The sequence below is a fragment of the Vulcanococcus sp. genome, assembly GCF_044369115.1.
Lineage (GTDB): Bacteria > Cyanobacteriota > Cyanobacteriia > PCC-6307 > Cyanobiaceae > Vulcanococcus.
The window spans coordinates 1-12,452 of the sequence record NZ_JBIPMN010000070.1; the positions used below are offsets into that span (position 1 = coordinate 1).

13 protein-coding genes are annotated in these 12,452 nt (G+C 61.5%); 3 read left to right on the top strand and 10 right to left on the bottom strand.

All coding sequences use genetic code 11. The features are described 5' to 3' along the window. The 7 genes from ACIQ2E_RS06995 to ACIQ2E_RS07025 all read right to left on the bottom strand — a co-directional run. Window positions 1-487 (bottom strand): D-glycero-alpha-D-manno-heptose-1,7-bisphosphate 7-phosphatase (locus tag ACIQ2E_RS06995; protein WP_398328117.1); only part of this gene is annotated, 487 nt, incomplete at its 3' end. After that, on the bottom strand, window positions 484-1,179 hold the full coding sequence (locus ACIQ2E_RS07000; protein ID WP_398328119.1) for a nucleotidyltransferase family protein: 696 nt from the start codon (window positions 1,177-1,179) through the stop codon (window positions 484-486). The genes ACIQ2E_RS07000 and ACIQ2E_RS06995, both read right to left, overlap by 4 nt. Beyond that, on the bottom strand, window positions 1,176-1,754 hold the full coding sequence (locus ACIQ2E_RS07005; RefSeq protein WP_398328121.1) for a D-sedoheptulose 7-phosphate isomerase: 579 nt from the start codon (window positions 1,752-1,754) through the stop codon (window positions 1,176-1,178). Before ACIQ2E_RS07005 ends, ACIQ2E_RS07000 begins: the two co-directional genes overlap by 4 nt. A 2-nt stretch (window positions 1,755-1,756) precedes the next feature. Next, complete coding sequence (locus tag ACIQ2E_RS07010) at window positions 1,757-2,800, bottom strand: dehydrogenase (RefSeq protein WP_398328123.1); 1,044 nt, start codon at window positions 2,798-2,800, stop codon at window positions 1,757-1,759. A gap of 106 nt (window positions 2,801-2,906) precedes the next feature. Further along, window positions 2,907-5,924, bottom strand: coding sequence for a glycosyltransferase (locus tag ACIQ2E_RS07015; protein ID WP_398328126.1), 3,018 nt, complete (start codon window positions 5,922-5,924; stop codon window positions 2,907-2,909). A 12-nt stretch (window positions 5,925-5,936) separates the two neighbouring features. Continuing rightward, window positions 5,937-6,788 carry a class I SAM-dependent methyltransferase gene (locus tag ACIQ2E_RS07020; protein WP_398328129.1) on the bottom strand — a complete coding sequence of 284 codons (852 nt, stop codon included), beginning with the start codon at window positions 6,786-6,788 and terminating at the stop codon, window positions 5,937-5,939. 217 nt (window positions 6,789-7,005) lie between these two features. Continuing rightward, window positions 7,006-7,248 (bottom strand): Nif11-like leader peptide family natural product precursor, encoded by a 243-nt coding sequence (locus ACIQ2E_RS07025; protein ID WP_398328132.1) that lies wholly within the window; start codon window positions 7,246-7,248, stop codon window positions 7,006-7,008. 216 nt (window positions 7,249-7,464) lie between these two features. On the opposite strand from ACIQ2E_RS07025, the gene ACIQ2E_RS07030 reads away from it, so the two are divergent. After that, complete coding sequence (locus tag ACIQ2E_RS07030; protein WP_398328135.1) at window positions 7,465-8,322, top strand: hypothetical protein; 858 nt, start codon at window positions 7,465-7,467, stop codon at window positions 8,320-8,322. 18 nt (window positions 8,323-8,340) lie between these two features. Here ACIQ2E_RS07030 and ACIQ2E_RS07035 read toward each other — a convergent pair whose 3' ends face one another. After that, window positions 8,341-9,687: a glycoside hydrolase family protein gene (locus ACIQ2E_RS07035; protein WP_398328137.1), complete on the bottom strand. Its 1,347-nt coding sequence runs from the start codon at window positions 9,685-9,687 to the stop codon at window positions 8,341-8,343. Between the two features lie 134 nt (window positions 9,688-9,821). On the opposite strand from ACIQ2E_RS07035, the gene ACIQ2E_RS07040 reads away from it, so the two are divergent. Beyond that, window positions 9,822-10,061, top strand: coding sequence for a FitA-like ribbon-helix-helix domain-containing protein (locus tag ACIQ2E_RS07040; RefSeq protein WP_398328139.1), 240 nt, complete (start codon window positions 9,822-9,824; stop codon window positions 10,059-10,061). 35 nt (window positions 10,062-10,096) lie between these two features. Further along, window positions 10,097-10,450 carry a type II toxin-antitoxin system VapC family toxin gene (locus tag ACIQ2E_RS07045; protein WP_398328142.1) on the top strand — a complete coding sequence of 118 codons (354 nt, stop codon included), beginning with the start codon at window positions 10,097-10,099 and terminating at the stop codon, window positions 10,448-10,450. 385 nt (window positions 10,451-10,835) lie between these two features. On the opposite strand, the gene ACIQ2E_RS07050 is transcribed toward ACIQ2E_RS07045, so the two are convergent. Both ACIQ2E_RS07050 and ACIQ2E_RS07055 read right to left on the bottom strand, forming a co-directional pair. Beyond that, window positions 10,836-11,261, bottom strand: coding sequence for a hypothetical protein (locus tag ACIQ2E_RS07050; protein WP_398328145.1), 426 nt, complete (start codon window positions 11,259-11,261; stop codon window positions 10,836-10,838). A 21-nt stretch (window positions 11,262-11,282) separates the two neighbouring features. After that, window positions 11,283-11,939, bottom strand: a complete 657-nt coding sequence (locus ACIQ2E_RS07055) for a sigma-70 family RNA polymerase sigma factor (protein WP_398328148.1) — start codon at window positions 11,937-11,939, stop codon at window positions 11,283-11,285. Between the last annotated feature and the right edge of the window lie 513 nt (window positions 11,940-12,452).

Sequence of the window (12,452 nt, forward strand, 5' to 3'; positions counted from 1 at the left end):
AAAGTGCGCTCTTTATCCAGTCACGCCTTGATGCGTCAACATATGAGAGGATGCCGATGGAAGCTGCAGCTTGCCTGTCTGTATCTCGGTCTCCAATCATCAGAGACAGTCTAGGGTTGATGTTGTTTTCGGCGCAGGCGCTTAAAAACATTCCTGGATTTGGCTTTCTAAAGAATGAGTTCTTTTTGAAGTGGCCTAAGCCAAGGTCGGGATGAAAGGGGCAGTAGTATACCCCAGAAATAAATATAGACCTAATCGAAAATTCCCGAACCATATAATGAGTAAGATTTCGAAAAGCTTCTTTTGTGTACAGACCTCTGCCTATACCAGCTTGGTTCGTCACAACGGCAATCGTCATTCCGGCCTTTTGCGCGGCTAGGCAAACATCAAATATTCCCTCCCTAAAATGGAAGTCTTCAATCTTGTGAACATGACCATAGTCCTCATTAATCACCCCATCTCGGTCAAGAAAAAGTGCCCGATTCATGGCAGTACCTCCGAAGCTCGCATCAAATCATCAGGCACACCAATATCGATAAAAGCGGAGTCATGAGCCATGCCAGACAGCCGCTCATCCGCTACGCGCTTCGGAAAGTACTCGGCTTCTATCGAAAACACCTCCTCAGGCCAGGAAGCCATGGCTTCCCGATTAAGCACATAGATCCCACCATTGATCAGCCCGGGCCCCTCGGCTCCTTTCTCTTCCAATGCCGTCACACAGCCATAGGCATCCAGCTGCACCGCTCCATAGCGCCCCACATCTAAGACCTGCCGGCAGGCCATCAGATCCGATCCAGGCGTTGCCTGCTCCACCAGATCCCGGTAGTCCACATCAAAGTAGGTGTCGCCGTTGAGCACCAGCAGCTGATCACAAGGGATCACCCGCGCAGCAGCGCGGATCGCTCCACCAGTGCCCAGCGGCGTGGTCTCCATGCTGTAGCCCAGCTGCAGGCCGTGGTACGTGAATCCCAACTGCTGTTCCACCATCTCGCCCTTGTAGCCCGTGAGCAGGGTCACCGCGCGAAAGCCCGCCTGCCCTAGCTGATCCAGCAGATAGGTGATGAACGGCCGGCCCGCCACCTCAGCCAACACCTTCGGGCGGTCGCTCACCACACTGCGCAGGCGAGTGCCCAGCCCTCCCGCCAGAATCAACACCTGGGTCGACATGGCTTGCGTCATGGCGAAAAGATCCGCTCCTCCACCATCTCACAGATGGTGTGGCCCATCAGCAGATGCCCCTCCTGGATGCGGGGCACACAGGTGCTGGGAACCTGAAGCAGATGGTCACAGTGCGGGTTCATGCGCCCTTCGCTGGCACCCGTGAGCCCCACCGTGGCCACCTGCAACTCCCGCGCCACCTGCAGGGCCGCCACGATATTTTGCGAATTGCCCGAGGTGGAGTAGGCAAACAGCACATCCCCTACGCGTGCTATGCCCCGGACCTGCCGGCTGAACACCTGCTCATAGCCATAGTCGTTACCGATGGCCGTGAGGATCGAACTATCGGTGGTGAGCGCCACCGCCGGCAGCGGGTTGCGATCAAACATGAAGCGGCTCACAAACTCCCCCGCCATGTGCTGGCAGTCGGCGGCGCTGCCGCCATTGCCGGCAAACAGCAGCTTGTTGCCCTGCCCTAAGGCCCGCACCACCAGCTCTACCACCGCCTCCAGGGTTGTGTGGAGGTGGCTGTCTGCAGCCAAAGCCGCATAGGTGCGGGCTGCGTCTTCGAACGACTGGGAAACAGATGCTGGCATCGCTAGATCCTCCAGGCCTGGGCGCCGTGCTCGCTCAGGCAGCAGAAGCTGGTTTCCCCGCCTGCTTCCAGCAGTGCACGCCTGAGCTGTATGGCCTTGGAGGGGTGCGTCATGAACAGGATGAAGCCGCCGCCACCAGCACCCGACACCTTGGCGGCTTCCGCTCCATGCTCGTGGGCCAGGGCAATGCGCTCTTCAATCACGGGGCTGCTCACCTTGGTGGAGGTGCGCGCTTTGTTCTGCCAGCTGCGGTTCAGCGAAGCCACAATCCCATCGCGATCACACTTCAACACCGCTTCCTTCATTGCCCGGGCTTCCTGCTTGAGGTTGTGGAGGAAGGCCAGGCGATCATCCTGCGGATCGTGAGCAGCTTTGGTCTGGTCTTCAATCACCTCAGCCGATTGGCGTGACACGCCGGTGAAGTGCAACAGCAGCGACGACTCCAGCTCGCAGCGGAACCAGTTCTTGACGCGCAGCGGGTTCACGATGGTGCGGTCGTGCTCAAACTCGATGAAGTTGAAACCGCCAAAGGTGGCGGAATACTGATCCTGCCGGCCGCCCGCCAGGCCGCAATCTTCGCGCTCAATCGTGTAGGCCAGCTCGGCGATCTCATAGTCGTCGATGCCTAGATTGAGGGCTTCCACAAAGGCCTTGAGCATCGCCACCACCAACGTGGACGAGCTCCCCAAACCCGAGCCGATCGGGGCATCACAGTAGGTGCTCAGGCGGCAAGCCAGGGGTGTGCCGCCATTGAAATCGCGCACCACCCTGGTATATACAGCTCGATGCAGGAGCAATTGTTTCGGCAATTCTGCCGCATGCTGTTCGTCTGCAATCCGTTGATGGATCCCTGCATCTAGGGCCTCAGCCTCAAAGCCCTGTTCGCTACGCGACAGCTCGGCATAGGCGTAGCGGTTGATGGTGGTATTGAGCACAGCACCACCATGAACACTGTAAAAATCTTTGATGTCTGTGCCACCACCCGCTAAACCCACCCGCAGGGGGGCACGGGCGCGGACCAGCTTTGGCAGGACGGAAGTGGTCATGAATATAGCTTACTCCTGCTTGGTTCATTGTACATAGCCAGCAGGGGCAAGACCCATTGCCGTGATACAAAGAACACCAGATGACGCCGAAGCAGAGGCCGCCTGCTCATCGGGCTTCGATGCGCACAACGAGCATGCTGAGCTCGCGCCGATCCGCCGAATTAACCAACTCAATCTGGTAAGCAGGGTTCAACTCGATAGCGGCAACCGATAAATCTTTTCCGGCCGGGAAATGAATGGCGAACTCATTCATTCCAGGCTTCACGGGCTGCACAAAAGAGAGCCTCTCGTTACCGTCATACAAAACATCCACATGCACCTCCATGGAGTCGTGATAGTTCGCCATGTCGCCCTCGGGCAAGTAGCCCGATACAGCAAGCTGCCTGGCATCATTCTGAATTGATAGCACCAGCTGGTTATTGCGAACCAGCCAGCCGTCGTGCTCAATCCCATAGCTGGATGGCATCAACGTGCAACCGCCCATTTTCGACGCAGTCTGCTTCTGCAGCAAACTCCGAGCCACGTCAGCCTCCCGTCTGGCTGGGCCAATGGCTTCGCTGAAGACTGCCTGAATGCGTTTGAGGTTAAAGCGGTCGGCAACATAGCTGCGAGCACGCTGGCTCGCGTCAGCCCAGTCAGCACGGTCGCGCCGGAAGACCTGCTCGATCGCATCAACAAAATCCTGGGCCGTGGTGCATGTGAAGTAAATCCCCGTTGGTGCATCCTCCATGCCCTCAATTCCATACTCCGATCCAATCACGGTGTGTCCCGCAGCAAAGGCCTCCACCACCTTGCCTTTGATGCCAGCGCCATAGGGCAAGGGCGCCAGCGACACGACTGTCTGCCTCAGCAGTTCCTCGAGCTTGGCGTCGGATGTAAACCCATGGAACACAACCAGCGGATGGGCTTCCAGCTTGGCCTTGAGATCGTCGGGGCAGCGGCTCCCAACCACGTGCACCCGGAAATCTTGCTGAAGCAGCGGAAGTACATGATCCACAAGCCATTCAATCCCAATGCGATTGGGCGTATGCCCAAAGCCACCGACGAACAAAAGATCTTTCTGGCTTTCAGCTGTGCTCTCCGCTGGTGCCCTCACTGCCGATTCAGCCACGATCTGAATCGCATAGGGACATATCGTTCCTAGATTGCCATGGCTGGCAGACAACATCGCTTTCTCTTTTGGAGAGCACGTTAACGCCAAATTCACCTTGCGGATAATCCTCTCTTCATCGGGCGTCAACAACTGAGCACCCTCATGGCTGATGGGAGTTCCCCAGCCGGCCCCTGCAGAGGCTTTTGCGAGGTGCTCCCGCAGGCCATGCATATCATGCATGTAGTACAGAGTCTTGGCATCAGGAAACACCTCAGTCAATAGGTCGATATAGCGCTTGGTGATATGGGGGCGATTGAAAAGGATGCAGTCCACATGACGCAGCTGCTCACGCAGGATCTGCTCGAGATGATTGGCAACGGTGTTGCCATGAAGCACCATCACACCCAGCGCCTCAAGATCGGAGGTGTAGGGCTGGTGTGCAGTGTAGTTTTCAGGTAGAAAAATGACGTTGTAGCCCAGTTGGATCAAGGCTTCACAAAAGGCCTGCACCGTGCGGCTACCAGCATCCTTATCCGGCTGCGGAACGTAGTGGTCAACCACCAAGACCGTGCGGTGCGTACGCAAGCGGTGATTGCTCGCGTGCAGGATGTCAGCTGTGCTGCTGAGGCCTCGCGTGAGAATCGGCAGCTTCCACTTTTGGTTGAGCTTCTGCAGATTGATTTTCTGATAAGCTTTGAGGCCCTTTTCGACATCCTTGGAATTGCTCAAGCCCTCAAAGTGAATAATGCGAGACTGCGGCTGCACCCACACCTGCAAGCCAAGAGCTCGGATCTTGAAGCAGAGGTCGGAATCTTCACAGTAGGCAGGGACAAATTCTTCTCCAAACCCATTCACCTCTTCCCAGAGATCTCGCCGTACGGCCAGCGCGCAGCCCGAGACATAGTCAACTTCTCTGGCGTAATTGACCTGATAGACGCGCTCTTTTTCAAAGTTGCGGCCAAAGTTCCAGGCCTCACCATCGGGCCAGATGATCCCGCCCGATTCCTGAATCTCTGAATTGTGAAAGAGCACCTGGCTGCCTACGATGCCTGCCTCGGGGCGCAACTGGAAGGTGGTCAGAATCTGATCCAGCCAGTGATCGAGAACGACAGTGTCGTTATTCAGGAAGTAGATATATTGGCCGCGGGCATACTTGGCGGCATTGTTGCAATTGCGAATGAACCGACCATTGGCTTCCATTCGCACGTGCCGAACCCAAGGATTGAGCCTTAGGAGCTCACTGGTCTCATCGGTAGAACAATCATCGGCGACTATCACCTCAAAGGGCACGCTATTGGACGCACCAGCGATGCTCTTCAGGCAGTTCTGCAGCAAAGGCCAGAGGTTGTAAACCGGAATGACAACCGAAACCACTGGGTTAGCTGTGCACAGCAGCGGACGTGGAATGGCCACCACGCCATCAATTGCTGAGAGGTAGTACTCCAGCAGGAAGCGAGCCTCAGGATCATTCTCTGTGCATTCAAGGACAGCCTTCCAGCCCGGGCGTTCCCGCACTGGAACCAAAATGGGTCTGTTATTGGGAGCACCCCAGTTTGTTGGAGCACTGTCTTCGCTTTGTTGCTGATCTGTGTCAAAGCCAAAGACTCCACTGAGGACATTGACCAGGGGTGCGGAACCAAGGCGCCCTTGAACCGTCGCCTTGCGGAGCAGATGGCAGGCAGAGGCCAGTGATGAGCCCGCAGGTTGGGCTGCAAGAAAGTCGGCACTTAATTGGTTCGCCGCCTCAACCCGTCCATGCCAGAGGTGACCGGCAATTTGCAGCAGCTGCCACTCGGCAATGTTGATGAAACCTCCAGTCACCAGCCCATCGAGCTTTTCTTGTGCCAACTGCTGCTGATCATCCAGCAGAAGATCCATGAAGACTCGAATCTCCGTTGCTTTTTCGCCAGCCGCATGCAGCACATTGCGCCACTGTGCATCGGGTGGTGCCGAGGCCCGCTCCTGATCGAGCTGATCCCAAAGATTGGGATCCCACGGATCTTCAAGAAGTCGCTCTTGGATCGTTGGCATGGAATAAACTCCTTAACGCTGGGCTTCAATGATGAGAACGCCAGGCAGATCGGAGCCCAAAACTCCGTGCTTCCAGCTGCAGATGTGGTGAATAGCTGTCATCTTGAAGCCAGCTTGTTGAAGTTGTTCCAAGATCTCCCAGCCTGGAATGCGATAAACAAGAGAACCGTGCCCTGGGCGGACGGGATCGCCATGGTGCTCAGGCTCACCAATCGTTTCGGGTTCCCCGGTCTGCTGATTCAATCGAGCTTTGAGAATGGATTCCTTCTGCCCAAATGCCAATGGACACGTGGCTACCAGCCGCCCATCGGGACGCAGTACACGATGGATCTCGGAGAATGCTTGATCAAGGTCTCTGACGTGCTCAAAGAGTTCATTGCAGAGAACCAGATCAAAGGACTGATCCGAGAAGGAAAGTTCACACAGATCCTGATGAGGGATGTCGCTCACAGGGATTTCAGATTCTTCTAAAAACTCGCTGCAGATCAGATTTTGATCTCCTACGCGCCGCCGCATCCAGCTGGCAAAGCCGCTGATCGCTTCTACCAAGTAAATGTGCTGTTGCGCCAAGGCGCTCACCGAGCCGTAAGTGCGCTCCAGGATTTTAAGAACAGCCCGGTTCCGGCTCAGCAGGCCATTGGCAACAACGCATTCCCGCAAATTTGTTGCCGTCGGGTCAATCGCTGCAGGGGGTACATAAGCGCCTGTGAGCGGCTCAATCATTCCGAGCCGTTGGATCACAGCCAGGCAATCCTCTCCGAGCGACCCTTGGTGCAGCAGAGAGGGAATCTCAGGCTTGAACTCGGCAAAGTCGAAGTAGACCTTGTGCTGGTCATGCAAGGTCAGGACTGCTTCACTCGGCATCGACCGCGGTCGAGTCGGCGCTTGCACGAACGAGCTCCTCGCCATGGCTAAGCGAGCCTAGGCATGGCAGGTCGTGGCTGCCAATGCCCACTCGCGTGGATCCTGTCCACCCTTGTCAAGTTCCGTTTCAACTCGGCAGCAGCAGCGCATCCCGTACCCGAGTTGCGGCCCATCCAGCAGGTCGTCCTCCCTGCACGACATCGCAGATGCATGGGGTTCACGGCAGGGTTCGGAAGAAGGCGGTGCGCTGGGCCCTGCCGCCACTGGCCCACGGCCACCACGGCGCTGCAAAGGCCTCGTCATGAGCCCAGAGTTGCAGCTCCCTGGTGGTGATGGCAAAGCCGGCCTCCTGGGCCAGCTGCACCAGCTGAGCCAGGTCCCGCACAGAGCTGCACCGGGCCTGCAGCACTGGGTCTGCGGCCACGGCCTGCAGGAACTGCTTGAGGGCCTGGCTCTTCATGAGCTACCCCTGGTCGCTGGTCCCTGGTCCCTGGTCGCTGGTCGCTGGTCGCTGGTGCATTTTTGGAGGGCCGACCCGCCGTCAATCCCAGTTTCTACCGAGATGGCCCCAGTGCTGTGTATCAGGCGGCTCTTATGCAGAAACCGCATGCCTGCTGGGTTCTGGTCACGGCCGCCGGCCTTGGCCAGACCCTCTCTGCCTACGTAGCGTTGGCCCATGCAGCTTGACGCGGACCCCCACCAGCTGGCTGAGCAGGTGCGCGACCTGCTGGCCGATGCCGCCAGCCCTTCCGCTGCCCTGCTGCAGCTGGCCCTGCTCTGCCTGCAGACCGGCCACCCCCAGCTGGCCGCACGCCTTGCCTGCAGCGACCAGCTCAGCGCCGTTCACCGAGCTGAGCTGGATGCCCTCAGCACCATTGACCTGCTGAGCCTCTACAGCAGCTGGAAGACCACCTGCACCGCTGGCTGGCAGGCCGCCCTGACCCCTGAGGCCCTGCTGCGCCTGGGCCTGCTGCTCAGCCGCAGCGAAGGCGACGCCATGGCCCGCCTGCGCAACGACCTGCAGGAGGTCTTCGGGGAGGGGATGGTGCAGGCCGACCGGGCCCTGGCTCTGCAGCTCTGGGATCAGCTCTGCCGCCGCTGCCCCGACTGGAGCTGGGCGCGGCTGATGGCCTGCGACCTGGCCCTGCAGGAGCAGCAGCTCGACCTCTGCCACCACCACATCGAGGCCGCCCCGGCCGCTGAGCGCCGCAGCATCTCGCTGCTGGACGTGGAAGCCCGCCTGCGGCTGCAGCAGGAGTTTGTGCAGGAAGCGCTGCGCTGCTGGGATGCAGCGATCGAGCAGGCCCGCGCCGAAGGCCAGTTCAAGTGGGCGATCGCCCTGGTGCGCCGCCGCCACGCCGCCAACATGGCGCACCTCAAGGGCATGTCCAGCAAGGCCATCGCCTATGAGGCGGAGCTCGATCGCATCTCGGGCTTCCTCAGCTCCGTGGCCGAGCGCTACGGCATTGATCTGCCACCGCCCAGCAGCCCCAGCGACGATCCGCCGCCACCCCGACTACCACGATCCAGCTGAGTGCTGCAGCGCAACTCATCAACGGACGCTGTCCACCACCACCGCCCAGCCCTTGCCCGGGGCATAGCGGTAGGCGCCGCCACCGATCGGCTCCACCATCCAGCGCCGCCCAAAGTTCAGCCGGCTGAACCGCAACCCCATGCCCTTGGCATTGAGGGTGGTGCCGTGGATCAGGTCAGGCTCGCCCCACGGATCGTTCACCACCACATGGGTGGGGGTGTGGCCGAAGACGATCAACCAGTGGCCCGAGCCCGTGGGTCGCTCCACCGGCCCGCGGTGGAGGTAACCGCAGGGCACGGGGATGCCGCGGGCGATCTGCTGCTCGATCAGCTGGAAGTCGGCGGTCTGCACCAGGCGGGCAGTGACGCCGAAATAGGCCAGGGCCTGGAGCTGGGCGGTGGCGTCGGTGGTGTCACCAAAGCGCTGCACCACCGCCAGGTACTGATCGTCGCCATTGGCGCCCTTGAGCGTGCCGGGCTTGAGGGCTTCCAGGAGCATGGCGCAGCTCGACGAAAAACAGGTGCGATCGCGCTGGGCCAGCTGGGCCGAATCGCGCTGATTGAACCGGGGCACTCCCACCAACGGGTTGGGGTGGCGGAGCACCGCCGGTGCAGATGGCATCGCGCCCGCTCCCGCAGGCTTGGCATTCCAGAGCGCAGCTTCTGCCTTGCGCCGCCGCCTGAGACCGGCCTCGCTGGGGCCGCCGGGGTTCACGTAGAGCATCAGGGCCGCCGGCACCTGCTCCCACGCCTGGGTGCGGATGTGCCGTGTGAGCGTTGTGTAGCCCGGGCTGCCAAACCAGTAGGGCCCGCAGTTGTAGGAGAAGGAGATCAGGGCAGCCCGCTGGTTGACGTTCAGCGCCTGCCAGCTCTCCGGCGGCAACGCCGCAGCCAGCTCTGTGGCGTCGTGCATCAGCTGGGTGTGCAGCAACGCGTCGGCCTGCTGCTGGCTGATCCGTTCGCCCTGGCGAACCGGGCGGCCATCGGCATAGGCCGTCGATCCCCAGCCGATCGTCCAGGGCTCAGCGCCGGTTTCGGGATCGGGGTAGGCGGTGAGCCGGCAGCCTTCGAACTCCTTGACCAGGGGGAGGGCGACGGCAACCGCTGGCGGGAGTCCTGTGACAGCCGTGGCCGGTTGTTCCGTCCACGGCTGTGGTACTTGCGCCTTTGGCGCCTTGGTTTCGACCGCTGCCTTCCACAGGTCTCGCAGTTCACTGCCTTCCGACAGGGCAGCCGGATCAATGGCCACCAGCCGATCGAGCACCGCCTGCAGCCAGGCGCGGTGGTGGCTTTTGGCGGGGGCGTAGTGGCTGACGTAGTTGCTGGTGGGCACCAGCGGCTTGCTGGGCTTGGCGGTCTTCCTCATGGCTGGCGCTGGACCGGGATCTGACGGGGCGGTGGGCCGGCCTCGTACTGCTCTTGCCACCGATCCGCTGGAGGCCCCCCAAGTCCGCAATCACTGCCAAACTGTCAACACCCTGTCGCTGTCTGCCGGGCGCCATGGCCACCATCACCCTGCACGACGTTCCAGACGAGGTGCTTAGCCGGCTGGAGCAACGCGCCCAGGCTCACGGTCGCAGCCTGAACAGCGAAGCCGTGGATTGCCTCACACGTCAGGCGACCGGAGCGGCTGATGCTGATTCCTGGCTCCGCGATGTCGAAACCCTCCGTGCGCAGGTTCTTGGTGGGCCGATTCCCGTTCAGGAGTTGGTGGCCGCCACCGAGCGCGAGAGCCATTGACTGCCGTAGCAGACACCAATGTGCTGGCAGCTCTGATGCTGCCCACCGCTGAAAACAAGGCTGTTGCATCTCTGTTTCGTCTCGATCCCGATTGGCGCATGCCGCCGCTGTGGCAATCGGAATTTCGCCACGTCCTGCTCAAATACATGCGCTCGGGACTGATCGAGGCCGCGCAAGCTCAAGCCCTATGGCAGAAAGCCGTTGATCGTTTTGGCCTGCAGGCCGAACAGGTTGATGGCCAGAGAGTTCTTGAGCTGGCCATCCGTTCAGGCTGCTCCAGCTATTACGCCGAGTTCGTGGTGCTGGCAGAGCAACTGGGTTGCCGGCTGCTGACCTATGACCGCAAGTTGCTGCAGCTCTTCCCAGAGACCGCTGTTCAACCAACCTGAACGCTGCTGAGCCTTTGGTCGCGGTCTCCCCCTATGGCTCCACCGCTCCAGCTCCTCCGGCGTCGTGCCCTCCAGCCAGCGGGAGAAGGCGTCATCACTCATCTGGCCCAGGGCGTGATCAGCTGCCGCCCTCGGGTCAAACAGGGCAAATAGCGGCCCCAGGTCGCCCGTGGCCCAGCTCTCGCCGGTGAGTGCCTCCAGCTTCTGGCGCACCACCAGCTCAAGCTCAGCGCCGGAACAGCGCTGCAGCAGTGCCGGCAGCAGCGGATCGAGCTGGCGGAACAGCAGCGGTGCTACGGCCAGGATGCGTCGCTGCACAAACCGCCGGGCCACCGGCTTCACCAAGGCCTCGATGACGCCCAGGGCGAGGAAGGCGAGGGCCAGATCAAGCAGCCAGCGCATCGTCCCCGTCCTCGTCGTTGTTGGAGCGGAACTGACCAAGCCGGTTCCGCGGCGGCAGGTGCCGCACCACAGGCGCCGGCATGCCGCCATCGGGGCCGCCACCACCAGGCCCTGGGGCCATGGGGCCTCTGCCCCCCGGGCGGCCGGAGTCCATGAAGTAAGTGGCGGCCGACTGGCCGGCCAGGGCAATGGCGGGCAGGGCCAGCGACCAACGGCTCTCGCACAGGGCGATGTCGGTGGCGCGGGCCTCGCACACCCCCACAAAGGCCATCAGCGAAAAGATCTCAGCGCCGACCAAAGCCAGGATCGGGGCGGTGTTGCTGCTCAGCTGCGGTGGTGCCATCGGCATCAGTGGGGCACCGCCTACGGCTGCGGTCAGCCCTCCATAGGCCTTTGCCAGGTAGGCCAAGGGCAGAGCTGAGAAGGGGCCTCAGCCCCCACCAGAGAGCTGCTGGCGCAGGGCGGCCAGGGCTTTCTTCTGGGCCCGCATCACCGACATGGCGCTGATCTCCAGCCGCTCCGCCGCGGCCCGCAGCGACAGGCCCTCCAGGACTGTGAGCCTCAGGGCTGTGGCCTGGGCGGCGGGCAGCTGATCGACCAGCTGCTCCAGCGCCAGGCCATGGATGGCCTCGCTGATGGACGGCTTGGGCTCAGGAGCGGCCAGCTGATCGAGCAGGCAGGGCTCGCCATCAACGCTGGCATCAAGGCTGAGGTGCCGCAGCGGGCATTGGCCCTGCTCGTGCAGCCGGCGTGGCACCCGCACCAGCCGCACCCGATCGCGCAGGTGGTGCTGCAGGGCACCGGTGATGCAGCGGCGCAGATAGGGCCCAGCGGGCTCGCCGGCTCTGCAGCGGGGAGCGGAGCGAACCAGAGCCTCGCGGGCCACCTGGATCAGATCCTCCCGCTCCACCAGCGGGAACAGGCGCCGGGCAGCAGCGGAAGCGATGGCATCAGCCAGCGGAAGGTGCTCCAGCACCAGGACATCGCGGGCCCGCAGGGCAGAGCGGCTGAGGGAGGAAGCGGGGGAAGCCATCGACAGGACGGCGAAGAACCCCACCCCCACCGGCCGGCCGCAGCGCCGAGGCAAGGACGCCCGACACCGGAGGGCGCATGGCCTGATCCTTGACGCGGCGTGAGGACTGGCCGAGGGATGCGGTGGGTGTGCGCCGGCCCTGGTGGCCAACAACCTCCCCCCTGCCGGTGCTGCAGATGGTTTTGGCTGCTCAGCGGTTGAGCCCCGCTGTGTCCCTGCGAGCCAACCCAAGCGCTTGCACCGGCACCTGGCCCTGACAGATGAACATGGGGAGGATCGGATCAGCGGCGTCCCAGCAAGTGGTGTAACTCGGGGGGATCAGCCCCGGCGTAGCCGGGGCTGACGGCTCGCCTCCCTCACCGTTCAGCTGTGGCAATGGGTGGGCCGGTCTGTGACCCTGTTCGGAGCACTACCACCAAACCGAACACAGACCATGACCCTTACCCATAGTGGCGCCTCCGAGCTGGGTCAGCTCATGGAGGGCACCACCGCTGGCGCCTTGATCCCAGAGATCGTGCGGCGCGGCTTCCAGGATCTTCTGGAGGCCGAGGTCTCAGCCGCCATCGG

What these genes read in the sequence shown, in the direction of transcription:
- ACIQ2E_RS07035 (WP_398328137.1), bottom strand. Translation starts at nt 9,687, where the DNA reads ATGAGGAAGACCGCCAAGCCCAGCAAGCCGCTGGTGCCCACCAGCAAC.
- ACIQ2E_RS07010 (WP_398328123.1), bottom strand. Translation starts at nt 2,800, where the DNA reads ATGACCACTTCCGTCCTGCCAAAGCTGGTCCGCGCCCGTGCCCCCCTG.
- ACIQ2E_RS07045 (WP_398328142.1), top strand. Translation starts at nt 10,097, where the DNA reads ATGCTGCCCACCGCTGAAAACAAGGCTGTTGCATCTCTGTTTCGTCTC.
- ACIQ2E_RS07020 (WP_398328129.1), bottom strand. Translation starts at nt 6,788, where the DNA reads ATGCCGAGTGAAGCAGTCCTGACCTTGCATGACCAGCACAAGGTCTAC.
- ACIQ2E_RS07000 (WP_398328119.1), bottom strand. Translation starts at nt 1,179, where the DNA reads ATGACGCAAGCCATGTCGACCCAGGTGTTGATTCTGGCGGGAGGGCTG.
- ACIQ2E_RS07040 (WP_398328139.1), top strand. Translation starts at nt 9,822, where the DNA reads ATGGCCACCATCACCCTGCACGACGTTCCAGACGAGGTGCTTAGCCGG.
- ACIQ2E_RS07025 (WP_398328132.1), bottom strand. Translation starts at nt 7,248, where the DNA reads ATGAAGAGCCAGGCCCTCAAGCAGTTCCTGCAGGCCGTGGCCGCAGAC.
- ACIQ2E_RS07015 (WP_398328126.1), bottom strand. Translation starts at nt 5,924, where the DNA reads ATGCCAACGATCCAAGAGCGACTTCTTGAAGATCCGTGGGATCCCAAT.
- ACIQ2E_RS07030 (WP_398328135.1), top strand. Translation starts at nt 7,465, where the DNA reads ATGCAGCTTGACGCGGACCCCCACCAGCTGGCTGAGCAGGTGCGCGAC.
- ACIQ2E_RS07005 (WP_398328121.1), bottom strand. Translation starts at nt 1,754, where the DNA reads ATGCCAGCATCTGTTTCCCAGTCGTTCGAAGACGCAGCCCGCACCTAT.